General features: G+C 49.7%; 17 protein-coding genes and 1 pseudogene. 5 read left to right on the plus strand and 13 right to left on the minus strand.

Features of this window, described 5'->3' with window-relative positions; translation table 11 throughout:
• The first annotated feature begins 44 nt into the window (after window positions 1–44).
• Complete coding sequence (locus WFI24_RS15745; RefSeq protein ID WP_336762194.1) at window positions 45–1,781, plus strand: AraC family transcriptional regulator; 1,737 nt, start codon at window positions 45–47, stop codon at window positions 1,779–1,781.
• 464 nt (window positions 1,782–2,245) lie between these two features.
• Here WFI24_RS15745 and WFI24_RS15750 read toward each other — a convergent pair whose 3' ends face one another.
• Window positions 2,246–2,431 (minus strand): hypothetical protein, encoded by a 186-nt coding sequence (locus WFI24_RS15750; protein ID WP_336762196.1) that lies wholly within the window; start codon window positions 2,429–2,431, stop codon window positions 2,246–2,248.
• Between the two features lie 2 nt (window positions 2,432–2,433).
• Entirely contained in the window at window positions 2,434–3,012 is a 579-nt protein-coding gene (locus WFI24_RS15755; protein ID WP_336762198.1) for an NAD(P)H-dependent oxidoreductase, read from the minus strand.
• Window positions 3,013–3,212: 200 nt separating this feature from the next.
• On the opposite strand from WFI24_RS15755, the pseudogene WFI24_RS15760 reads away from it, so the two are divergent.
• A pseudogene (locus WFI24_RS15760) lies at window positions 3,213–3,410 on the plus strand (winged helix-turn-helix transcriptional regulator); the annotation flags it as partial.
• 208 nt (window positions 3,411–3,618) lie between these two features.
• Entirely contained in the window at window positions 3,619–4,338 is a 720-nt protein-coding gene (locus tag WFI24_RS15765) for an SDR family NAD(P)-dependent oxidoreductase (RefSeq protein WP_336762200.1), read from the plus strand.
• 223 nt (window positions 4,339–4,561) lie between these two features.
• Here the strand turns inward: WFI24_RS15765 and WFI24_RS15770 are convergent, their stop codons facing one another.
• The 7 genes from WFI24_RS15770 to WFI24_RS15800 form a co-directional block, all read right to left on the minus strand.
• Window positions 4,562–7,948 (minus strand): glycoside hydrolase family 3 N-terminal domain-containing protein, encoded by a 3,387-nt coding sequence (locus WFI24_RS15770; RefSeq protein WP_336762202.1) that lies wholly within the window; start codon window positions 7,946–7,948, stop codon window positions 4,562–4,564.
• A 10-nt stretch (window positions 7,949–7,958) separates the two neighbouring features.
• Window positions 7,959–9,122: an N-acetylglucosamine-6-phosphate deacetylase gene (locus WFI24_RS15775; protein WP_336762204.1), complete on the minus strand. Its 1,164-nt coding sequence runs from the start codon at window positions 9,120–9,122 to the stop codon at window positions 7,959–7,961.
• Window positions 9,119–9,910, minus strand: a complete 792-nt coding sequence (locus WFI24_RS15780; RefSeq protein ID WP_336762206.1) for a glucosamine-6-phosphate deaminase — start codon at window positions 9,908–9,910, stop codon at window positions 9,119–9,121. The genes WFI24_RS15775 and WFI24_RS15780 overlap by 4 nt, the downstream gene beginning before the upstream one ends.
• A 30-nt stretch (window positions 9,911–9,940) precedes the next feature.
• Window positions 9,941–12,217: an Ig-like domain-containing protein gene (locus tag WFI24_RS15785; RefSeq protein ID WP_336762207.1), complete on the minus strand. Its 2,277-nt coding sequence runs from the start codon at window positions 12,215–12,217 to the stop codon at window positions 9,941–9,943.
• 63 nt (window positions 12,218–12,280) lie between these two features.
• Window positions 12,281–13,840, minus strand: coding sequence for an extracellular solute-binding protein (locus WFI24_RS15790; protein WP_336762209.1), 1,560 nt, complete (start codon window positions 13,838–13,840; stop codon window positions 12,281–12,283).
• 52 nt (window positions 13,841–13,892) lie between these two features.
• Entirely contained in the window at window positions 13,893–14,762 is an 870-nt protein-coding gene (locus WFI24_RS15795) for a carbohydrate ABC transporter permease (RefSeq protein ID WP_336762211.1), read from the minus strand.
• A gap of 13 nt (window positions 14,763–14,775) precedes the next feature.
• Window positions 14,776–15,672 carry an ABC transporter permease gene (locus WFI24_RS15800; protein WP_336762262.1) on the minus strand — a complete coding sequence of 299 codons (897 nt, stop codon included), beginning with the start codon at window positions 15,670–15,672 and terminating at the stop codon, window positions 14,776–14,778.
• A gap of 337 nt (window positions 15,673–16,009) precedes the next feature.
• Between WFI24_RS15800 and WFI24_RS15805 the strand changes: the two genes are divergently transcribed.
• On the plus strand, window positions 16,010–18,298 hold the full coding sequence (locus WFI24_RS15805) for a helix-turn-helix domain-containing protein (protein ID WP_336762213.1): 2,289 nt from the start codon (window positions 16,010–16,012) through the stop codon (window positions 18,296–18,298).
• Here WFI24_RS15805 and WFI24_RS15810 read toward each other — a convergent pair whose 3' ends face one another.
• The gene (locus tag WFI24_RS15810) at window positions 18,299–18,607 is read right to left on the minus strand and encodes a hypothetical protein (protein ID WP_336762215.1); all 309 of its coding nucleotides are present in this window, start codon (window positions 18,605–18,607) and stop codon (window positions 18,299–18,301) included. It abuts the gene before it with no gap.
• A 238-nt stretch (window positions 18,608–18,845) separates the two neighbouring features.
• On the opposite strand from WFI24_RS15810, the gene WFI24_RS15815 reads away from it, so the two are divergent.
• Window positions 18,846–20,018: an aminotransferase class I/II-fold pyridoxal phosphate-dependent enzyme gene (locus WFI24_RS15815; protein ID WP_336762217.1), complete on the plus strand. Its 1,173-nt coding sequence runs from the start codon at window positions 18,846–18,848 to the stop codon at window positions 20,016–20,018.
• A 191-nt stretch (window positions 20,019–20,209) separates the two neighbouring features.
• On the opposite strand, the gene WFI24_RS15820 is transcribed toward WFI24_RS15815, so the two are convergent.
• The 3 genes from WFI24_RS15820 to WFI24_RS15830 all read right to left on the minus strand — a co-directional run bounded on the left by WFI24_RS15820 (window position 20,210) and on the right by WFI24_RS15830 (window position 23,984).
• Window positions 20,210–22,261 (minus strand): iron ABC transporter permease, encoded by a 2,052-nt coding sequence (locus WFI24_RS15820; protein WP_336762219.1) that lies wholly within the window; start codon window positions 22,259–22,261, stop codon window positions 20,210–20,212.
• Window positions 22,258–23,259, minus strand: a complete 1,002-nt coding sequence (locus tag WFI24_RS15825; RefSeq protein WP_336762221.1) for an ABC transporter substrate-binding protein — start codon at window positions 23,257–23,259, stop codon at window positions 22,258–22,260. The genes WFI24_RS15820 and WFI24_RS15825 overlap by 4 nt, the downstream gene beginning before the upstream one ends.
• A 182-nt stretch (window positions 23,260–23,441) precedes the next feature.
• On the minus strand, window positions 23,442–23,984 hold the full coding sequence (locus tag WFI24_RS15830) for a CueP family metal-binding protein (RefSeq protein WP_336762223.1): 543 nt from the start codon (window positions 23,982–23,984) through the stop codon (window positions 23,442–23,444).
• Window positions 23,985–24,143 lie beyond the last annotated feature (159 nt).

Consider the following 24,143-nt stretch of genomic DNA (forward strand, 5'->3'; position numbering starts at 1 on the left):
AAAAGGCTGGCTTCAACAGCTCATGGAAGGAAGACAACTCTCTATTGAAAGCAACCTTGAATGTACAAGAGCACATACTCATCTGGAATTGTGCATCGCTCAAAATCATGGATGTACGACATATTGTCATACAGGCCCACGAGTGCGTACGTCCTTACCTGTTCCCTGCCAGCGCCTTTCTGTACGTAACGCATGGCAGTGCAACCGTGATTTTAGACGGAAATGAGCATGCTACAAAACCATTCTATATGCTTCATGGGGGCAAAAACACCCGTCTGGACATCATCCCAACGGACGAATCCTTTCATTATTACCTAATTTTCTATAAAGCCTCCTTACCGCTACCTGGCAAGCAGCATACACTTCAACAACCGGATCAACAATTGCCATTCCACCTCCAATACGGTTTTATTCCATACCATCCTGCCATCCTCTACGAAATCGCTGAGCGAATGCTGGGCGAATGGAATAGACCGGGACGCTTGGAGCGGCTCCATACCAAAACACTATTCTATCAATTTGTATATGAATTGCTCAGACAAATGGATCAACAGCAGGTCAGCATTGTTAGGCCTAACCTTGCTTCTCAGCTTATTCGCTATATGCAGGAGCACTACGCCCAGCCGCTGACGAGGGAAACACTCGCGCGTACATTCCATTACAGCGTCCCTTATCTGTCCAAGTACTTCCGACGTGAAACTGGCGCAAGTATAATCGATTACTTAATCGGTATTAGGATGAAAAAAGCAGCAACGCTGCTTCAAAAGACCGAGTTATCTCTGCATGAGGTCGCTGCAAGCGTAGGATATGCTGATGTATCCTATTTTATAAGAATGTTCAAAAAGCATACGGGAGTGACACCAAAGCAATTCAAGAATGAGTCCGGACAAGTGACGAGAGGTTCTTATCGTCCTACCCTTAGGCTTCGATCATCCATTGCTCCGCATAAACTCCGTCGTTATATTGATATCAGAGATGATAATCATTATCAACATAGTGAAAAAGGAGATTTACGGATGTATAGAAGCAAACTACCTGTAGGAATTACCCTCCTGTTGTGCCTAACTCTATTGGTTAGCGCATGTTCCAGGCCAGCAAACACGAATGGAAGCACTGGCAGTACGCAGAGTCCAACTGTAGGTGCAGAGAGTAATATCAGTAACACACCAACCGGCAGCTCGGAGATGGTAACCTATTCCGCGGTTAACGGTGAAGTACAAATCCCCAAAAAGCCTCAAAGAGTCGTAATGGTGGCAGGAGCCTTCACCGGTCATTTGCTAGCGCTGGGCCTTAAGCCTGTTGGAACTGGTGATGAGTCCTTTAACAGCTATACAGAAGGAAAGCTTGATGACGTTGTCAACATCGGTAACGATGTACCCTACGAGAAAATCATGGAGTTGCAGCCGGATTTAATTGTCGTTTGGAATGACCCTGAAACGATTGAAAAGCTGTCCAAAATTGCGCCGACCGTCGCTGTTGAATATGGAGTACCTCTGCGGGAGCAATTGATGGATTTCGGCAAGATGACTGGTAGAGAAGAGCAAGCGAAGGCCTGGATCGCAGAGTGGGACGCTAAAATTGCTGAATACAAACCACTCGTGGAGCAAACGGTAGGTGATCGCACTGTTTCGATTTTTGATACGGGAAGTGCCAAAGAATTTTATGCCTACGGGAGCTTTGGTAGAGGTGGAGATATTATTTATGGCGAGTTCGGCCTGAAGGCACCGCCGATGATTCAGAAGGAAGCCATCGACAGCGGAAAGGGATGGGCCAAGTTATAACTTGAATTGTTACCACAATACGCAGGAGATTATATCTTTATTAGTGGATGGACAGGTGATGAGAGTGGGGATTCCGCTTTTGAAGGTCCTATCTGGGATAACCTTCCTGCTGTCCAGAATAATCACGTTTATCGCGAGAACAGTCGTGGCTTCGTGTTTAGTGACCCGATTTCGTTGGAAGCCCAACTTAAATTTGTCGTAGACAGCCTAACCAAAACGAAGTGAAATTCATTAGACTCACGGTTTGTACGAGGCGAGGAGCAATCCTCGCCTTTTTATGTTTTTGTATAGTCCTTATCTTTCATCTGAAGGCGTAACGAATTCTTCTCTGGAAGCATTGGTGAATGCCGATATCTGATCTAATAACGTGATGCTCTACTAGTTGTGCTCACAAATAACAGGGACCTCTCACCATGATCGCAAGGGGTCCCTGTCTATGAACTTGATATATAGCTAATTTTCCGTTAAGTGATCGTAAGACCGCCGCTTGCATATCCGGCCAAGTTAGTAGCCACATCAATTCCAGCTGTTACTGATGCTGAGAAGACCATAAGCAGGCGGTCTCCGGCAGCTACCGGAATACTCAGTCCTGTAGTCAATCCGCTGGATATTGTGCCCAGTGCCAAAACGCCGGTCAGTGGAGGAGCCAAGGTTACCAATGCACCCGGTATTTAGCAACATATGGCTCGTTATCAACTTCATCCTGATGCTTACGGATATAGCGAAGATACTCTTGAGCACTTTGGTTGATTTCTTCATCGGTTGCTTGAAATGAGGCACCGAAAACTGCAAAATACGGTAAAGCTACTGCCCCAACGTGATTGATACTGGCTTTGAAAGGTGCGATCACTTCATCTACAGTGAAGGAAACTGAACCATCCCGCGTGTAATTCACCTTTTTATCCCCAATGGACATGGCCAAGCCCAGCTTCTTCCCATGCAATTTATTACCTTTCGATCCATAAGCCCACCCATAGGCAAAAACATCATCAAACCACTTTTTCAACAAAGGCGGATAACTGTACCAATATAATGGAAACTGTAAGATGACATGGTCGTATGCCTCCAACAGCTTCTGTTCTTTGGAAACATTGATATTCCAATCAGGATATTCTCTATATATTTCATGGATTGTAATTTCGCTCGCCTGCTTCCCTAGTTCCTGTTTCCAGCGCTGATTCACTCTCGAAGCGTCAATATTCGGATGTGCCAGAATGACAAGTGTTTTCATTGATTCCCTTCCTTTCTTCGGTCAAGAACGATATCTTTTTTTGAATATCGCCATTATCATATAAGCCTGAGCAAAAGAAAATACACACAATAAAGTAAGATGGTTACTTCAAAGTGTGTATGGACTTCTTCCTCATCATCGTGAGAAAATATATATTTATACCCTATGAACAAGTAGCAGTATATACGAGGTGAGACGTAATGAAGCACTATAACCTTGGCATTGAAGCCACACTCGAGATCATCGGGGGCAAGTGGAAAGCGTTAATTATTTGTTTACTAATGCCCGGCGTGAAAAGAACAAGTGAACTACAACGCAGCATACAAGGTATTTCGCAAAAAGTACTGATTCAGCAGCTGCGTGAGCTTGAACGGGACGGGATTGTCAGAAGGCATGTGCGCGTGGGGACGAGACAACATAGCACTTAGGCAACACCAAGGAGAAGATATCGTATTGTTGGAAGACGAAAATCCGACTTCGTAGAAATATCGACATTCCACATATCTTCATTCAAGCTTCATTCTTTCCCTCTCACTTCTATAGTAAGATGATGTGGACTTTCCAATGAACTAACAGATACTGCAATTCCACAAGGAGGATGTCCACATGAAAAGTTATCTTGTGTTCGGTGCAAGCAAAGGGTTAGGGGATGCTTTCGTCAGAGGTGTGCCCGAACAGGGCGATAAAGTCTGGGTCGTGTCTCGAAGCAGACCGAAAAGCCTGGATTTGAGTGATGGTGTACAGCGGATATGGATACAAGCTGATCTCTCTGAGCTGAGCGCCGCGACCATTGTCAAGGAACAGTTAAAGAATGAACCTTTGGATGTACTCATATACAATGTAGGCATTTGGGAGAAAGAAGGCTTCGAGGATCACTACACGTTCGACAAAGACGAGCCCGCGGATATCAGTCAGCTGATCCATGTGAATATCACTTCAACCATAGTATGTATTCAGGCATTACTGCCTCATCTACGACAATCTGCAGCGGGCAAAATCATTCTTATTGGTTCAACAGCGGGTCTGAATAACGCCAATAGTACACAAGTTTCTTTTGTCGCTTCCAAGTTTGCCATTCGAGGAATCACAGAAGCTTTGAGAGAACATACAAGACATGACGGCATTGCCGTTACATGTATTAACCCCGGAGAACTGGCAGCGGAGATCCCTTATGAGGAAGGCATGGACCGGGCTCTTTCTGAGTATAACGGGACACGTATTCCGCTTCAGGATATGGTTTCTATCGTTCGTTGTATCGTCAATTTGTCCAAAGCAGCCTGTGTAAAAGAAATTAATATTCCGGCAATAACAGATTTAAACGCATAATTGCAGTTCCTCTCCAATTATGAAGAACCTCATATACTCAAGGAAAAACAGATTGCTTTGATATCAGTAAAAGCCCGCTATCATCGCGGGCTTTTACCTTTATACTATGGAATATAGTTCTAAATTCCCTCCAACGGATGAAGGTCGGCAAGTCTATACGACATTTAATCTCTTAGCTGCGTTTCACCGCCCCTGTATACAGTCCGACTCCGGTGCTGACAAGTCACTTCGAAGCTGTCATCCGTTCCACCAACGCCCGCAACGAATAATCAGAGGTCGAACACAGCAGTATGCTTCCGGCTGTCTGCGGCAGTGCTTTGTCATCATAGGGATTGCGCATCACCAGATTCAACAGGGGCTTAACCGCAGTCAGTGCCTCAGCCAGCGCCAGTTGACCAGTGAACAGATGAGCATTAAGAGTGCCCTGGATAACGACATCCGCGGTAGCAGCCTGCTGCACCAATGATGTAATCTCCTCCGCATCAGGCTTCATTGAGAAGTAGTGCGTCTCCACGGACAAACCTTCATCTTTCATTAGGGATGCCAGTTTGATCTCGGTTGCACCGCTGTTATCGGCCCGGGTCAGCTGCTCCTGCTGTGGCAGAATGAGCAAATATTTCAGCGAAGAGTTAAGCGGAAGCAGGCCATGCGGATCGCGGCTGACTTTCACGGTCTTACGAGCCAACCTCAGTGCCTCCTCTTCCCACTGCTCCCTGAGAACAGGCTTTGCAGCCGCTTGGTACTGTTGGAATTTATCGTAGAGCTGCTGGATACGAAGAACCGACTCGTCGATTTGCGCCTCGTTGATTCGCCCATCCTGTACAGCGGCCAGAATACCCGCGATCACCCTGCTTTGATACTCTGGCGTATGACACATCAGGATCATATCGTTCCCCGCCTGAACAGCCAGTACGCCTACTTCATCCGGATTGAAATGATTGCGGATTGCCCCCATTTCAATATCATCGGTGCAGATTACGCCTTCAAAACCGAGCTTGTTCCGCAGCAGCTCTGAGGCAAAAAAAGAACTGAGCGAAGCCGGAAGACCGCCGGATTCCGGAATGTTCGGAAACACCAGATGACCCATCATGACCGAATCCGCTCCGGCATCAATCGCCTCCATGAAGGGGAGCAGCGGTCCTTCCATCAATTGCTTAAGCGTTAGATCACATTCTGGCAGAACAATATGAGAATCTCCGCTCACTTGCCCATGACCTGGAAAGTGCTTTGCCGTCACGGCCACACCTGCTTCATGCATCCCCTGGATGTAGGAGCGGCCGAATTGAGCTACCAGCTGCGGGTCCTCTCCGAAGGAGCGAACACCCACGACCGGATTATCTATATTCGTGTTGATATCCAATACAGGTGCCCAGTTCATCGGAATACCGAGAGAATGCAGCTGACTGCCGATGATTTTACCAAGCAAATAGGCGGTTTCCGGGTCTTCGCTTAATCCAACTGCCCGGTTTCCCGGGATATAGGGGAAGAAGGTTTTGAATTTGGACAGGGTGCCTCCCTCTTCATCTACTGAAACGTAATAAGGCAGCGGGCTTCCATGATCTCCGGCTATATTCTGTACCTCTGTGAGTAGCGCAAGCGTCTGCTGCTCACTCTCGACATTGTGGGGAAAGATGCCTATTCCGCCAAACCGCTGCTGCGCCATTCTTCCCCGAAATTTCGGCTCGGCGCGGGTAGATGGTGTGCCTATTACGCACATCATGGCTATTTTGTCTTCCAGACTCATCGTCTTCGGTTCAGATTCCGTATAGGTCGCATCCAGCCCCAACTCATGATAGAGTGTGCGCTCCAGATAATCATGCAAATAGAACCTCGATTTCACAAAATGTTCTGCCATATCTGACGGCTGGTAACGCTCCAACGCAGCCTTCATGCGGGGAAGAACCTTCTTGCGTCCACGGCGGTTTCTCGTGTAGTTATTCTGAAGCGAGCGCCACTCTGCATCATCTCCAGGATACAGCTCCCAGCGGTAGGCATACTTGTGGATCGCTCGCGAACGGTCTGTCGCCACCTCATAATCATGCATAATCGCAATCAGTTCCGCTTCTTCCTTATGCTCGCGCACCTCGTCCAGGAGCTTCCAGATCACCTCGTAATAATCCTCCAGTCGATAATTGCCGAGCCGATTATGTCCGGTAACCGGATCAATGCCATGGAAGCGTTCCAGGAATCGGTCGATGAAGGTGGAGGCATCCGCCTTGCGGTTCCAAGCCAGATCCGCATGCAGCAGCATGGGGTACCAAGTGGTTTCGAAAATACCATAAGGCACTCCGAGGCTGAAAGGCCCCGTCCAGTTGGTGGCAACAATGCAGTCAAGATCCAGCTTGCCTGCCGTCTCTGCCCACTGAATCAAGTTGTCCGTCCGGTTGGGCAGCACCGGATAATTCTGATGCTCCGCCCAGTCAAAGCTGCGGACGGCCGGAGCTCCCATGACATCAATGCCCAGCGACCTGAATTTATCCGCATGGGAAGTAACCTCCGCTTCGATATTACGCCCGTTGTAGATCCAGATCATGGCCGCACTCCGCCGATCCAGTTTGGCCAGTTCCTCTGGCGGACATTTATCCAGCATGTCATGCCAGAAAATCGGCTGTTTCCCCCGCTCTGCCGTAAATGCAATCAGACGGTTCAAAAAGGCGATAAAGGCTCGTTCCCGCACACCTCCAAACTCGATTTTGCAGCGTTCGCATTCGCATAAGCTGTAGACCTCGTCACAGCCGAGATGGATATAGCGCGAGTCCGGATGCGCATCAATCATCTCTCCGAGCAGCGTGGTAATCAGTCCAAACGATTCCGGGTGGGACGGGCAGATCTCCCCGGTGGAATGTTCTGTCTCACGGAGGTGCCGCCAAGCTTCGTGGCGTAATACATATTCCAGATGTCCGAAGCTCTGCTGAAGCGGAATAATCTCCATAAAATGCTCATGGGCGTTACGCTTCAGTTCTTCCAGCTGCGAACGACTTAACGCATGCTTCGAATGCGCGAACTCGGGGTGCGCCTGGAACGGAAATTTATCCTCATATTCAATCAGAACCGCATTTGTCTTATAACGGGCAAATTCCGCCAAATATGCTGTCAGCAGTTCCGGCTTCGAGAACGTCTGGCGCAAATCCAAATTCATTGCCCGCACAGCCGTATCCGGCCAATCTGTTATGGACACCGCCGGGATGTCTCCATCCGATCCACGCAGTTGTACCAAAGTCTGCAATCCGTAAAACAAACCCTCCGCATCCTGGGCGCAGACCTCAGCTCTTCGGACCGATACCTCTAACGTGTAACCTTCCGACCTCCCGGCAAGACGAGCCAGTTTTTCTTCCCTTTCTGCGAATGAAGTGACTGTAGGGGTGAGGGTGCTCTTCTCATGGGCTCCCTGCTGCGTTTCTTGATCTGAGAAACGTTCTACAACAAGCAAATAACCTTTATCTATCCTTGAGCATGTATATTCCATCCCCGGAAATGCGCGGCGGCAATGGATTTCCAGTCTCGATTCCTCCTGCTCCATGTAAAGACTCAGTCTTGTCTCGCCATCCAATCGCAAGGAGCCTCCCTCAATCGCTGCAATCTGCTTCGGTTGTGGTATCAAGCTCTGCATCGCTCTCCTCCTATTCGTTGCTCCGTGGACTCAACCGGCCATTCTTCCAGCATTGCATCATACTCAACTTCCCACCGTTCATGGTGAAACTAACCAGATCCGCAGGTGCTCCCGCCTTAAGCCCTGCTGCCTGTTCAAGCCCAAGCAGCCCGGCAGGATTCACTGAAGCGCAATCCCAGGCATCGGCGAGGCCGACCAGTCTCGCTTCCACGAGATAGCCTACCTGTTCCGGCAGCATCATCGCCGAGCCTGCCAGCAGCTGCGGCTGTCCGGCAAGGTGCAGCCGACCTTCCGCGGTTAGCACTACATCTCCGCCAATGTGCAGTTGATAGGAACCTGGTGGCATGCCGCTCAGTGAGACAGCATCGCTAACCAGAACAGCACGATTTCTCTTCATTCGGAGAATTACCGACAACACGGACGGCGGGAGATGATGGCCGTCCGCGATCATACAGCCATATAGTTCATCTGCCGCGAGCTGTTCCCACAGATAGTTGGGATGGCGCGGAAGTGTCAGATGCGTGCCATTGCCCAGATGCGTGGACATAACGGCTCCTGCAGCGACCGCTTCCCTGATCTGCTCGGGCGTTGCTGCCGTATGACCAATCGAGACAAGGATGCCGGATTCGCAGCACCGGGCGATAAATGTAGTCGCATTCGGCCACTCCGGGGAGAGAGTAATGATGCGAATCAATCCTTCTGCCGCTTCCTGCCAGCGGCAGAAGGTCTCCCAATTCGGGGGAACAATGTATTGCCGCGGATGCGCGCCGCGCGGGCCATCCTCCGGTGAGAGAAATGGGCCTTCCAGATGAATACCTGCAATCCCCCCGCTCGCATCCGGGTTCAGCCGAACAGCTTCCGCAATAACGGAAGCTGCCTCAGCCAGCCGGTCGGAACTGTTTGTAATCAACGTCGGACAATAGCTTGTAACTCCCTGATTTTGCAGCTGCCACGTCAGCTTCAATACCGTATTGGGATTCAGCGGAGCTGTATTCAGATCCAACCCCAAGCCGCCGTTCACCTGCAAATCGACCAAACCGGGGGCAAGCCAGGGAAGATGTTCCGAGGAAGGCGTCACGTCAAGCTCGGTAACGGCAGCGATGCGCTCTTCTCTGAATCTCACCTCAATGGGCAGCCCCGTCCGGTAGTGTCTCCCAACAATCGGCGCGCTCACAGGCCGAAGGCTTCCCGGTCCGTAAACATCGTAATTTTGGGGTGTGTACGCAGGATGGTAGCTGGACATGCTGTACTGACCGGATCATATAAAGCTGCTGCAAGCGCACTCCGCTTGAACTTCCCTGGCACGATCCCGAACAGTTTGCTGCCTGCCATCAACGCCGGTACAGTCAGGGTCAACGCCTCTTCAGGCACGTCATCCAGCCGGGCAAAGCAGCCATCGTTTACCTGCTGACGGCGGCAGGCATCATCCAGCTTCACTGCTTTCACAAGCAGCGGATCTTCGAAATCGGCTACAGGTGGATCATTGAAGGCAATGTGACCATTTTCTCCGATCCCGAGACAGACGATATCTATAGGATCCACACGTAACAGCTCTCCATATCTCTGACATTCCTGCTCCACATCGCCCAATCCGTCGATCAGCTCCACCCGCCCAGGCTGGACCCGGCTGAACAGCCGTTCTGTCAAATATCGTCCGAACCGCTGGGGGGCCGTATCCGGCAGACCAATGTATTCATCCATATGAAAGGCACACACCCGCGACCAGTCGATGCCTTGCTCCATCACAAGCCCCTCATACAATTCATTCTGCGAAGGTGCTGCAGCGAATACCATGCGGACCCGGCGCCCTGAATCCTGAAGCAGCTGTCTTAACTCAGCTCCAACCGCAGCAGCTGCAGCTGCCCCCATCTGATCCCGGTCGGCATAAACCTGTACAGACATGCGCTCTACGACTCGCGACTCCAACGGTTTTATCATGCCATTTACGTTAATGCTCCTCATCCTCCTCCAAACAGCTTCTGGCCCGATGCTTCAATTTCCGGCATTTTGCATCAGCAGTGTCGTATGCGGAGAATCATGCTCTCTCGCATGGTAATAACCGTTATAACGGATTCTTCGTGGTTCAAAACCAACCTGCCTTTCCGGTATCACCGTCTCCGAAGCTAGCGTTACACTTCCGTCCGCTCCGGTGATTCCGCTGGTGTACCGTCCCGCAGCATAAGTGAATCTTCCCTCCACTTCCGCCCCTTCCAGAACCTCGCCCGTAGCGTAATCACTAACCTTCATGTTGACGGATACTCCGGAACCGCTATAAGCCAGATTCATGTCCGAGACAATCATGGGTTTCAGTATAGTACTTCCAGTGGTCGCCGACACTTCATCAGTAAGTGGTCCGATGTTGCCATGTAAATCGCGGGCCGCAATCCGATAATAGTACGTTGTATCCGGCAGCAGTCCCTTGTCTTGGTAATTCAGGCCGCGAGCGAGTCCGACCACTTCCGAAGCGGCAGGTGTGAAACCCTGAACGGTACTCCGATAAATCACATAGCGCTCCACTTCCATGTTATCCGAAGCTATTCCATATTTCAGTTGTACAGTCTGATAATCGGCCGCCTCAACGAACGGCAGTCCTGCAAGGGCGGAAGGGGCCTCCTGATCATCCGGAGCCGTCCAAAATACACCGCCCGGTCCCCAGTAAGAAGGCAGGGCACGATAGGAATCATAGTGATGGACGGCAATGCCGCCGAAAGCGCTGCTTTGCCCGTAAGCCGTGTATACCTTATCCAGCTCGGATTCCATATGACTGCGGCCTTCCTCCCAAAAAGTGATCGTCTCCGGATCGCCGCTATTCGCGATATCCAGCGTTTCCACACCAATCACTACGGAATTCGGCTTGCTGATCTGGTCGGCGTAAGCCAATTCTCCGGCAGCCCCCGCAATTATGCCGGCAGAGCCATCCGCTGTATCCCGGTAATCCATGATGGAGATATAGTCGGAGATATCTTGAACATGCTCGGACAGCCACTTGGTGGTGCCGTTCCACACAATATTCGCCCCTTGCTCCGAAGTGTCATACCACTTGGGCACAGCTGGGCCGAATGGCAGCCGGATCCCCGCAACATCGCGGCGATCAATCATCTTTTGCAGAACATCCAGGTATTCCTTCTGCAGGAATCGGCTTGGATCTCTAAAGTCGGGGGAAATATACGGCTCAATATCCACATTGATGCCGTCGAATTTCTCCGTATCCGCCGCAGCAAGATTGTAATTAATAACCTTCTCCATTTCCTGCACCGCATGGCTGTGATATTTCTCGTATGCACCCATATAGGCCGGAGAAGTGCCGCCAGCAATTAGTGCATGTACCTGCAGATTTTTGCTGTGAGCCCAGCTTATGAACGAGCGCAGCTCCACCTCCTGCTCTTCCAGCGCATTGTATCCGGCATAACTGCCCACTGCGAGATAAAGCGTCCGGATCGGCTCTTGGCCGAATGTCTGTGTGTCCGTGATGAAAGACTCCAGCACCTGGCGTGAGCCGGGGTTAAGAAGCAGCTTGTAGCTTTCCGGTTCCCAGATCCACATGGCCCGGTCCTGGCCGGGCAAAGACACTGCTGGTTCATGCGTCCCGTTTCCAACCTGTGCATACACCGTTGAACTATAACCATACCGTTCCGGTGCATTGGTCGCTCTGGCCTCCAAGCTGACCGTCCGATCGCCAAGTCCCGCCGTGTCCCAGGTGTATACATACGCAGAACCTTGCTGAACAGCCTCCTCCCAAGGTCCCCGGTTCACCCGTATCTCGACCAGCGTGATTGGGATTGGGGAGCTGGCCTGGACTGAAACCTCCACCTGACCGCTAAGCGACACACCTTCGGATGGACTTATAATCGTTACATCAGGGACAGCACCTGCCGGGTTATTCACTGTAAGGATGGCGGGCACACCCCATACCCCGTAGCGAGAGGTCGTATCAAGCCCACGAACCACCAGTTCGACAGTCCCGTTATATCCCGAGGTATCCAGCATATAAGACCAAGTGCCACTGTCATCCCCGTCCGGATCATCCATTAGCACTTCGTACTGAGCCGTTCCGTTCACATACAACCGAATGTCGTACAGGTCGGTGTAACTGCCTCCGATCTCGACCATCCCTCCGTCCGACACATATCCACCCCCAGGTGCGTCCAGCGAGATTGAACCGGCTGCTCCCGCCTTACCAGGAAAGGGTATTCCAATCGATACCATACATATCAACAGAACCATGGCTAGCCTGAATCCGGAGTACACACGCAGATGCTGCTTTTTCATAAGCGAAGCCTCCTTTTGCCATTCTGTACTAATGGTCTAGGATTGCTGTGCCGTACATTCGCTCTATTTTGCGCTCAACTGAATATTCAGAACACGGTCATACGCTTCCTTATAGGTGCTCAGCAGCTGATCTACGCCAAGATTGTTCATCTCCTCTACATACTTCTCCCAATCCGCCAGACTTCGGGAGCCGGTCACGAATTTGGCAAAGCTCTCATCGCGGTGCTTTTTGATCGCCTGCCCGGTAATGGAGATGATTTCATTTTCCGCCTCTGTAAACGCAGGTCTTGGCTGCATGGAGGAAGGATCATACTTCACTGCTTCTTCATAAGCATGCTTCAGGGCATCCGAGAACAGCGACAAATGGGCATTAAAATCAATCCAGGTATAGGTGCCGCTGGTCTGAAGTCCCGTCTGCTTGCGCATTTCAATGACATCGTTATACTCCGGCTTGAACTTGATCGCATCTCCTTCCTTTACGTAGGTCTCGCCCTCTATGCCCCAACTGCTTAGCGTACGCCCTTCCTCGGAATAGAAAAAGTCCATGTACTTCACGACATCGTCAATGTTCTTGGAGGTGGAAGCCACCGTCAACCCGCCTTCCATATAATGAAAATACGGATTCAGCTGTTTGCCGCCGGAAATGCCGGCCGGAGGTGCCATGAACTGCATGTCGTACTCAGGGTTCTCCTGCTGCATGGCATTGTTAAAGAAATCAATCCGGCTGATATAATCGATGGTCACGAATGATTTGCCTGTAGAGACCATATCCTGCCACTGCTTGGTTTGCAGCGATAAGAAGTCGGGCGGAACCAATCCTTCGTCATAGAAACTTTTCCACATCCCCACCATCGTTTTATAGTTGTCTTCGGTCGGTCCATAACGCCATTCTTTCTGGTCAAAATCATAGTAGGCACCCTCACCGGTTCCGTAGTTCACCGTCATATTCGCATTCATCTCATCCGGGATCTGCCCGTATCGGATGGAGAGAGGGTAACTGTCCGGGTATTTCCCTTTCAGCGTCTTCAGGGCCGCATGCAGCTCTTCGTAAGTCGTAGGAACCTGAATGCCTTCCTTGTCGAACACATCCTTGCGGTACATCCAGATCATGCGGTTCGTCTCGCCGAACCCCTGATTGGGGAACATATACATCTTGCCATCGGCGGAGAGGGCAGCCTTCGCTTCCTCGGGATATTGTTTCATCCATTCTTGAAGATTCGGCATATTGTCCATGTGCTCCATTAAATCCACCAGCGCACCCTGCTGTCCAAACTTGTTCGATTCCTTGCGATTGGGCATATACATCAGATCAGGCAGCGTTTTGGAGGCAATCGCCAGATTCAAGCTCTCTTCCAGCTTGCCGGAAGGCGTCTGTACTTCAAGCGTGACGCCGGTCTTTTCCTTCAGCCAGTTCCAAATGGGCCAGCTCTTGGAATAAGGGAACGTAGCATTGTTATCCAGCAGCGCCGTAAAAGTCTTTCCCGTTCCCTTGGAGTTATCCGTTACGCCGCCCTCCCCCTGCGCATCCGTCTGCGAGCCGGAACCGCTGCCGCCTCCACTGCACCCCGCTATCATCGTTACTGCAACCAGCAGGGGAAGTATTACCGATTTCCATTTGCGCATAAGCTTCTCTCCCTTAATCCGAATTTACGTTGAATTGCTTTGTTTTCCAAATCTAGCCTTTGACCGCTCCGACCATGGCACCCTTAACGAAATACTTCTGTACAAACGGATAGATGACCAGAATCGGCAGGGTGGAGACCATAATGGTCGCATATTTGAGCGATTCCTCCACCACCAGGTTATCTCCACCAATGGACGTTACGTCGCCTGAGCTTGCCGTGCCGGCAAGCACCAGATTACGCAGCAGTACCTGCAGCGGGAACAAATCGGGAGACCTTAGATAGAGCAGCGGGAAAATAAAGTTATTCCACATGCCCACGGCATAGAACAAGGCTATGGTGGCGAAGGACGCCTTGGACAGCGGAACGACAATCCGAATGAAGATGCCGATATCATTCAGGCCGTCCATACGGCCCGATTCCTCCAGCTCTTTGGGGATGCCTGAGAAAAACGTGCGCATCAGAATCAGGTTCCAGGTGCTGACTGCCCCGGGAAGAACCATTCCCCAGATGGTGTCCACCAGATTCAGGGAACGGACCACCAGGAAGGTTGGAATCATCCCCCCGCTGAAGAACATCGTAATGACAATCAGCACGGTGAAGCTATTGCGCAGTGCCATGTCTTTTCTGGACAACGCGTAGGCTCCCGTCGAGGTGACCACCAGCGAGATCAGTGTGCCAAGCACAGTGTAAAGGATCGTATTCCGGTAAGCCGTCCAGATCTGCGGATCTCCCAGCACCAGTTTATACATGCTCAGATTGAAGCCCTTGGGCCAGAAGGAAATATTGTTTTGAATGACGTTCACGTTGCTGCTGAGGGAGACGGCCAGCATATGAAGGAACGGATAGAGTGTGACCACCACAACCAGCAGCAGGATCAGGGATGCCACAACGTTAAACCAGGAAAATTGGAATGATCTCACGCCACACCTCTTTCTACCATAGACTGGTCTCGCTTAATCGGCGGCTGAGCCAGTTGGCCGTATAGATGAAAATCAGGCTGATGACTCCCATGAACAAATCAATGGATGCACCATAGCTGAAGTTCCCCTGTACCATGCCCACCCTGTAGACATATGTGCTAATAATATCCGCCGTATCGTAGATTGCCGGATTCTGCATCAGAAAGACCTTCTCGAAACCTATCTCAAGCACCTTCCCGATATTCAAAATCAGCGTTATGACAATTGCAGGGGATATGCCGGGCAACGTGACATGCCAGATTTTGCGTAATCGGCTTGCTCCGTCCATATCAGCGGCCTCATACAGCTGCGGGTCAATGGTCGTCAGTGCGGCCAGATAAATAATGGTCTCCCAGCCGATATGCTGCCAGATTTCCGACAGAACATAGATGCCACGAAACAATCCTGGCTCATTCATAAAATTGATGGGTCCAATGCCGATCCCTGACAGCAGATTGTTAATCAGTCCTCCGGTCGGAGACAGGAACATAATCACCATACTTACCACAATCACATTCGAGATGAAATGCGGCAGATAACTAACCGTTTGCACAAAACGCTTGAATGCAGCCCTGCGCACCTCATTCAGCAGAATCGCGAGCAGGATCGGGGCCGGGAAGCCGAACACCAGCTTATATAGTCCCAGCAGAAACGTGTTCTTCATCAGGGGCCAAAAATCGGGATTCTCCAGAAACATCCGATAATATTTGAACCCCACCCAGTCACTGGCCCAAATTCCTTTGAACAAATTGTAATCCTTGAAGGTGATGACCAGTCCGAACATCGGTGCATAGCGGAAGATTAGATAATACAGGAGGCATGGCAGGAATAGCAGCCATAGCGCCTTGTTCTTGTTCCAGATTCGGACCATCCGCGCCTTCCGCCGAGGTGGATGGTTCACTATCTTTCGCAGTTTGTCTTGCATTAAGCCAGCATCAGCCATCAGCATGCCCCCTCTTTATTAGTGATGATTGAAAATCGACTTGAATGTTAGATAACTTCCCCTGAAATCCCCGGGTTTGTCTCCGAATTATAACGATTAATCCTAGGAAAGCGCTATCTACATGTTATATAACTTTTCGCCTATACACCTATTTTCCAGATATCCGCGTATAAATCAGTAAAAGTGCATATTGTTTGTGTCAGCTTTATGCCGCTATGATAGGATTAGACCAAACGATTTTCGGCTGTATCCAAGGGGGAATGTCATGATGAAGGGACTGCTTACAAGCAAATTTGCGCTGAATGGCCTGTTTGCCAAGCTAATGCTGAGCTTTCTCAGTGTCATCCTGATTTTGGCTTCATTTAATTTGTTCTCCCATCTGTACTTGAGCAACAAAGTTTACCAGGAGATGGTCAGACAAAATGAACTGGGCCTTGCACAGACCGTCGAAGGGTATGAGAATCACTTTCGGCTGACCCAGAACATGATTCTGGCCCTCACTCAATCGGACACCTGGACAGCCAATTTGGGCATTTTGAGCCACATTAAGGAGAATCGCCGTTACGATGTTCCCGCTGAGGTCAAATCGGACCTCTCCACCCTGTATGCCAATCCTTTTTTGCATATCGACAATTTCATCCTCTATTTCAAGCAAGAAGACTATGTACTGGAGAAGGAAGGTCTCAGCAGTGCCAGCGATATGTTCGGCAAATATTATTACAGTAAGGAATATCCACCGGACTACTGGAAAACTCAAACCATGAACAATCAGTTTCTCAAAGTAATGCCTGCCGCAGCTTTTACGGAAAACACTGTTCATTCTTCCCGCTCCCTCGGGCAACTGATGCCGGTCATGATGAAAGCTATTCCTTACGAGGACGTGTACGGCATTGTTATGCTGAATCCCCAGCGTATGCAGGACACTTATGGCGATGCCGGTAATAATCCGTTCTACATTCTGGACAACGAGGGGCGCCTTCTATTCACTACGGTAGAAGGGAACGTACAAAATCCACGGCTTCCTGCAGACGGAGGCAGATATGAACGCATTGGAGATCAGTATTACTTCTATGAAAAAGGCAAGCAAACCGGGTTTACCTATGTCCAGGTAACCCAGGCCGCGGTAATTGGCGCGGAAATACGCGGCATGCAGCTGCTGCTGGCGCTCCTGCTCGGAGCCGCTGTACTGATCAGCGTGCTCTCGTCCCTGTTTTTCAGCCTGCGATTAAATCAGCCGCTTCAGCGCCTCATTGCCGCTCTTGACCGAGATTCCGGCAGCGGGCCAGACAAGTTGAGCAGTGTAAAGGAATTCGCCATGATCGGTGACCGTTTAAGCTCTATTCTGGAGAATAACCGCTACATTCAAAGCGATCTTGCGCAGAAGAACTCTCTTATACGCCAGTATGCTTATACCCATAAAGTGAAAAATATCCCGCTCAGCTCCTACCTGGCAGAGCTTGAGGATGTCCGGCAACCCGAGCAGCCCTATGTCTCCATTTTGTTTAAGGTTGGCTTCAAATCCCTGCCAGATGAATTCGGGCAGCATACCCTGTTATTATGGAAGCTAATTCAGAGCCTGATCAGCAGCAGCCAAAACAACAGTGTTGCCCTTCAGCCCGAGCAGGATCAGCTGTTACTGCTGATGTTCGATCCCGGTCCGCAGAGCGGTATACTACAGGCGCTGGATACACTGAAGGAATTGCTCGCTACCGAAGAATCCCTCTACCTGACCATCGCAGTGAGTCCAGTATATTCCGGAGAAATCCCGTTTACCGATGCTTACAGCAATCTGTCCATCCTGTTGAAAGAGCGGAGACTGAATGGGGAAACGCAGATTATTGTAGAGCCGCGCGCTTCCTCCTCCAATGCCTTCCATGTGAAGGTAACCTATGGGGAGGAGCTGCACAATCTGCTGCAATCAGGTAATGAGGAGGCCGTTTTCGCTTGGGTGGATCGCCAGCTGGAACAGCTGCAGCACAAGGATGCGGCCGCAGAGGACTTCCGCACCTTTGCTCTTGGTGCAGTGGAACAAATCGGCAAAACCGTGATGAAGCTGAATTTGAGTCCCATCGGCTCTGACCTTCATCCTTCTCCACTGGGTGAGCCATTTGCGGGTTTTCACTCCGTGCAGCAGTACAGGCAATGGCTTCGTGGGCTCGTTCAACCAGTACTAGCGGCAGTCCGCAGTCAGTCGGAAACGCGCGATCCGGTCATCAGCTTTGTACTGGACTATTTGGATCATCACTATGGGGAAGATATTAATTTGAATATCGTCGCCGACAAGTTGAATTTAACCCCAGGGTACCTCTCCAGTATTTTTAAGGAAAAGACCAACATCAACTTCAGCGAGTATCTGAATAATCTGCGGGTTGAACGGGCCAAGGAGCTGCTTGTAAATGTGGATCTGCGGATTCAGGACATCGCCATGCAGGTCGGTTATCAAAACGCGAACTCGTTCATCCGCATGTTCAAGCGTCGATACGGGCTGACTCCCGGAGAATACCGCAAGCGTCATGCGGGTGATGACCCGTTCCTCTCCTCCGGTCATGGCTAATCAAGCGCTAGAAGGAGAAGCTGGATGGTGCTCAATACAGAACAGCCCGCTCGGCCAGCGGGCTTGTTCATTATTTTTCTCCATCAGAAATTTGGACAGATGCACATGAGCCATGGAGGGGATCCGTTGTTCTTCAGGAATATTTTCATAGAGAAGGTGCTCTTTCCCCGCATCAGTCATTTGTCTGCGCATGGCAGCAATACGGCCTTTGCTGTGATCAATAAAGCGGAAATCAATCTGCTTCAGAGAATCCATTTTTAACAAACCGGAAAAGTCTTTAATCCCTGTATGTATCTCCTTCAGTTCCAATATCTCTAGTTGCTCCGCAGTCCATAGGTTGTCGATCTCCTGTATGATTTCATAAAATCCAATTCCAGCTGACGCAAGTTATGGCATGCTTGAAAAGTCGCACAGACGCTCGACTTTGGGCAGTGACAGGTGCAGAAAGGCCAAACGATGTAACAGAGTTTGTCAGCGTCTCTTCTCATTTGCAGCTCGCCAATCTATTATAGATATAAGCGTTTGAACAGACTGGAGGATACGCAGCATGCAATTTGCCAAACGAATGAACCATTTTAATGAAGGCATATTTACTCGATTATCTGAAATTAAGAGACAACGTCTGGAACAGGGATTGGGCGTCATCGATCTTAGCGTAGGCGCACCCAACACCCCGCCAGCGCAACATATTATTCAGGCTCTATGTGAGGCAGCAGCAGATGTACAGAATTATACGTATGCCATCAATGACCAGAGTGAGCTGCTGAAGGCTGTCAGTGAGTGGTACCAACGCAGGTACGAGGTCGATCTGAACCCCCAAACCGAAGTATGCTCCCTGCTTGGCTCACAAGAGGGTCTGGCACATATCTCATTATCCATCGTGGATGAAGGCGATCTTGTTCTTGTTCCGGATCCCTGTTATCCGGTTTTCGCGGATGGGCCGCTTCTGGCGGGAGCAGAGCTGTATTACATGCCTCAAAAGGAAGAACATCATTATGTCATTCAGCTGGAAGAGATACCCGAGGATATAGCGCAGAGAGCCAAATTCATGCTGGTCTCCTATCCCAACAACCCAACAACAGCAATGGCACCGGAGCAGTTCTACCTGGACCTGATCGCATTTGCCAAAAAACATGATATTATCGTCCTCCATGACAATGCGTACAGCGAGCTCGTGTTCGACGGGAAATCATGCGGAAGTTTTCTTGCCTTCCCTGGTGCCATGGACGTCGGTGTTGAATTCAACTCTCTGTCCAAAACCTATGGGCTCGCCGGGGCTCGAATCGGATTTTGCATGGGCAACGCAACGATAGTATCCATGTTGAAAAAGCTGAAATCCAACATGGATTACGGCATGTTCCTCCCGATTCAGAAGGCAGCCATTGCCGCCATTACCGGGGATCAGAGTGACGTAGATCGGGTACGGGCAATCTATGAGGAACGTCGGGACATTCTGTGCGAAGGATTCAGCAGACTCGGATGGGATATAACGAAGCCTGATGCCACCATGTTTATCTGGACGCGGATTCCTGCTCATTATGACAGTTCGGAGCAATTCGCCATGGATCTGGTCAGCCGGGCGGGCGTCATCGTGACGCCTGGAAGTGCATTTGGCCCTTCGGGTGAAGGGTATGTCCGGCTCGCGCTGGTCCAGGATCGGGACCAATTGGAACAGGCACTTCAATCCGTGGAAGACAGCGGCATACTGGTACCGAATTAATCGATAGCAAAAAGCACCATTTCCTTATTCGGGAAGTGGTGCTCTTTCTGCTCTCATGCGAAAACCGGGTCATTATCCTCAACCAGATATTCATCCACCAATATATATAAATGAGAATATACGCTAAAAATCCCGCTGCATAAGCGGGATTTTTTATTCTAAATCATTTGTGATATTTTTGAAGTTCACTTTTACTTTATCGACTTGCGCCAGTTGGAACGATACATCAGATACAGGAAGTACGGCGTTCCGATAATCGCAATGAGTATGCCTGATGGAATCTCTGTTGGCGCCATGACGGTTCTGCCGATCGTATCGGCCAGTACCAACATGACTGCACCGGCTAATGCGGATAAAAACATCGAACGTCTTAACTTATTCCCCGTCAGTAACCGAACCATATGTGGTGCAATCAGACCGATAAAACCGACGGTTCCTACACAAGCAACAGCACCTGCTGCAAGTAATACACCAACTGTCATGGCCAGTAATCGTGTACGGCGTACACCCAGTCCAAGTCCAGATGCACTATTGTCGTCGAATACCAACAGTTCGAATCTACGCGCCAGCCACCAGGCCACAGGTACCAGAATAACTAAAAATAATCCGATAACCTTCACCTGTTCCCAGGTACGAGCATAGGTGCTTCCCGTCAGCCAGATATACCCGCTGCTACCGTAAACGGCACCACGTACAATCAGAATCTGAATACCTGCTCCAGCAATGGCAGACATCGCGATCCCTAGCAACACAACTGCCGAAGGGTTCAGTCCTTTCTTCCAGGCGAGGGAGAACACAACTACTGCAGCAATGGCTGCACCGATGATTGCCGCAATTGGCAGCAAGTATATCGGAAGACCCGGCCATAAGATGATGACCATCATCGCTCCAAGCCCTGCACCTGAGGATACACCGACAATTGAAGCATCTGCCAGAGGGTTACGTACCGCCATCTGAATGAGCACACCACTGATTGCCAGTGCAGCTCCTGCACCAGCGGCAACAAGTGTACGCGGAATTCGAAGCTGAATCAGCGCGGAGAACAGTCCATCCGATTGGAATAGACTCGGTAACCAATCGGCCAGAGGAATTCGCATACCGCCAAACATCGTACTGAGCAAGATAAGCACGACTGTTATGACTGAAAATAATACAGCCATCGGGCCAAATGCAAAGCGACGCGCGGCTCCTCCTGTGCTCATTGAAGTAGACATGCCTGATCCGTTCGAAGCCTTCATGCGTGTAAGAACAAGCCAGATGAGCCACGGTGCACCAATGATCGCCATAACGGCACCCGTTGGCAGCTCCATGCTGGAGTTATGTACCATCTTGGCGAGAACGTCTGCTCCAACCAGGAGTGCTGCTCCCCATATGAACACACCAGGTAATAGTAATCGATTGGAACGTACACCGCTCAATCGAACCAGATGAGGTGCAACCAGTCCCACGAACCCAATCGGCCCGATTACACTGACAATCACGGCGGCCAGCAATACAGCAAGAATTAACCCTACTGCACGAGCCAATCCAACCTTTTGTCCCAAGGAAGAAGCCGTTGATTCATCCAACTCCAGCATATCCCACTGTCTGGACAGGATTAACGCGAGAAGGGTAATTCCAATCACCCAAGGCAAAGCATAGGACACACCGCTCCAGTCATTCTGAACGAGTGTTCCGGAGCCCCACAGGAACAACCCCTGCGTCTCCATGGAGAAAAAAATATGTAATGCACTTGTAAATGAACCAAGCACCATCGATACAATCATACCGGACAATGCAAGTCGAACCGGGCTTGATGTTCGTCCGCCGCCCATGAAATAAGCCGCAAATGCTGCCAGCAAACCACCTAGAGCTGCGAAGAGAAAAGGCGACTGGCTTATCAGGCCTGGAAAAGCAATAGCACCTAGTACCACTACAAAGTATGCTCCTGCATTAATGCCCAGCGTATCTGAAGCAGCCAGTGGATTACGAGTAATCGTCTGCAGCAAAGCGCCCGCAACAGCCAGTGCGCCACCCGCAAGAATACCGATGACTGTACGCGGCATGCGCAAGTCCCAGACCATATTGTGCTCTAATGAATCCTGTCTGCCCGTAAGAGCGTCCCAAACGACATGCAAAGGAATGGATGCCTCTCCATAAATTAGACTTACAAAAAAAAGCACGATGAGAGCGGTTAGACCGCCCCCATATATGCTTATTGTGCGCCAATTCATAGCTGGCTTAGATCCTTGAACCGAACTCATTTGGTAATCGCCTCGACTACTCCATCAACCAATACTTTGGAGGAGATCGGTCCGCCAAATGTCCATGTTGTGCTATCGAGTTGATATATGCGTTTATCCTTCACAAAGTTCAATCCGTTCCATACCGAGTTATCTTTCATGGCTGCGCCAAAGACGTCATCGTCTGGCTGTGTAATATAAATGAAGTTACTGTCCTGTACATTGGATAAAGATTCAATGCCTACTGTAGAGAAGCCATAACTCTCCATCTTGTCCGGCTGCCAATCATTAACCAAGCCAATCTTGTCGAGCGTACCAATAACAACAGAGTTATCCGTAAACATACGCAGGCTGGCTGCATTTTGATATGTGAACGCTTGTGTCAGTGCAAAGTTGAAGTTTTCTTTCCCCGCAGCAGCCAGTTTTTCTTTGGCTTCTACATAGTGCTGATCAAGATCACTCAGAACTTCTTTTGCTTTGTCTTCTTTACCCAGAGCCGTTGCAATGTTATTAAAGATCTCTGTCATCTTGTCATAATCATAGCCGTCACCATCATACGGGTCATATTCAATCGTTGGTGCAATTGCATTCAGCTGATCGTAGACCGCTGTATTATTATCCGCATTGGCAATGATCAGATCTGGCTTCAATGCAGCAATAGCTTCAAGATTCGGCTCACTGCGTGTTCCGATGTCCGTAACACTGTCATCCAGTGCTGCTTCGGATGTTACATAAAGTTTATAGTTAGCATTATCTGCGTTACCTACTGGTTGAACTCCCAGGGCAACGACATCTTCTGTATACGTCCATTCAAGTGTAACGACACGCTCAGCCGGCTTGTCCAGTTGAAGCTCTCCACGTTTATGCTTCACTGTAACTGGACCTGCGGTTTCCTCAGCCGGAGCACTACCCGAATCGGCACCTTGACTTGTATCAGTTGTAGTATTGGCTTTACCACATCCCGCCAAAACCAGCACAAAGGCCAGCATGATCAACAGTCCGTTTAATCCTTTTTTCATATCTGTATTCTCCCCTGTATATATGTATTTATATGATAACAATTATCATTATCACTATTGGATTATGCCGTAGGAATGGATTTTTGTCAATGCAAAGTCACTTGTGATCTTGATTCTCCGAATAACAGGAAAAAGGAACTGCTCTTCAGCAATCCCCATCCCTTGGATCGATCAGATCTGATTTAACTTAGCTGCATTGTAGTGATACACGTATCATCGTTGTCATACGTAGACAATTGGGTCTCTGCAACTTTCCCATCATGAACTACACGAATGAGATAAGTTCTATCTCTGGGCACCCATAGATCCATAAATCCGTTTGCACCCGATTTCATCATGGCATCCTTCATTAAGGTGTTGCCCTCGGAATCGTGAATGGTAACATTGAACTCCTCGTTGCTCATTTCCCCCTGACAGCCAGTCAAGCTATGAATTGCACAGGGATGGGTCTGGTCCACGTAAGGCGCAATGGAAAGGAAAAATTCATTTTCAGGCAAATCATATGTAGTGGTCTTTTTATCTTGATCGGTGACAATTAACTGTTTGGCATTGATGGAAGCTGATTCCGGTGTCTCTTTACCTGTGCTGATATCTTCTACCAATTTTCTGATGTTGGGCGCATTGGCTGTACCCGCCTCTTCCTTGCTCGTATTGCTTGCAAACAGGTATGTTCCGATCACAATCACAACTGCAACACTTGCAATGATCCACATTTGTTTCTTCATTTGGAGTCCATCTCCTCGTCCGTTTTGGTTTATTATAAGGGAGAACACATCGTTACGGACAGTTTACGACACCAAAGTCACCATATATTCACATTTTTGTATTGTAGTATGAGTAATCTGCAACCTGTACACTGTATCATTGATAAGTAAGGGAGGATG

The sequence above is a fragment of the Paenibacillus sp. USHLN196 genome (assembly GCF_037144955.1).
Lineage (GTDB): Bacteria > Bacillota > Bacilli > Paenibacillales > Paenibacillaceae > Paenibacillus > Paenibacillus xylanexedens_C.

Excerpts from the sequence above, each read along its gene's own strand:
- WFI24_RS15765 (WP_336762200.1), top strand. The coding sequence starts at position 3,619 with ATGAAAAGTTATCTTGTGTTCGGTGCAAGCAAAGGGTTAGGGGATGCT.
- WFI24_RS15820 (WP_336762219.1), bottom strand. The coding sequence starts at position 22,261 with ATGAGTTCGGTTCAAGGATCTAAGCCAGCTATGAATTGGCGCACAATA.
- WFI24_RS15785 (WP_336762207.1), bottom strand. The coding sequence starts at position 12,217 with ATGAAAAAGCAGCATCTGCGTGTGTACTCCGGATTCAGGCTAGCCATG.
- WFI24_RS15790 (WP_336762209.1), bottom strand. The coding sequence starts at position 13,840 with ATGCGCAAATGGAAATCGGTAATACTTCCCCTGCTGGTTGCAGTAACG.
- WFI24_RS15755 (WP_336762198.1), bottom strand. The coding sequence starts at position 3,012 with ATGAAAACACTTGTCATTCTGGCACATCCGAATATTGACGCTTCGAGA.
- WFI24_RS15800 (WP_336762262.1), bottom strand. The coding sequence starts at position 15,672 with ATGGTCCGAATCTGGAACAAGAACAAGGCGCTATGGCTGCTATTCCTG.
- WFI24_RS15805 (WP_336762213.1), top strand. The coding sequence starts at position 16,010 with ATGATGAAGGGACTGCTTACAAGCAAATTTGCGCTGAATGGCCTGTTT.
- WFI24_RS15825 (WP_336762221.1), bottom strand. The coding sequence starts at position 23,259 with ATGAAAAAAGGATTAAACGGACTGTTGATCATGCTGGCCTTTGTGCTG.
- WFI24_RS15830 (WP_336762223.1), bottom strand. The coding sequence starts at position 23,984 with ATGAAGAAACAAATGTGGATCATTGCAAGTGTTGCAGTTGTGATTGTG.
- WFI24_RS15780 (WP_336762206.1), bottom strand. The coding sequence starts at position 9,910 with ATGAGGAGCATTAACGTAAATGGCATGATAAAACCGTTGGAGTCGCGA.
- WFI24_RS15815 (WP_336762217.1), top strand. The coding sequence starts at position 18,846 with ATGCAATTTGCCAAACGAATGAACCATTTTAATGAAGGCATATTTACT.
- WFI24_RS15770 (WP_336762202.1), bottom strand. The coding sequence starts at position 7,948 with ATGCAGAGCTTGATACCACAACCGAAGCAGATTGCAGCGATTGAGGGA.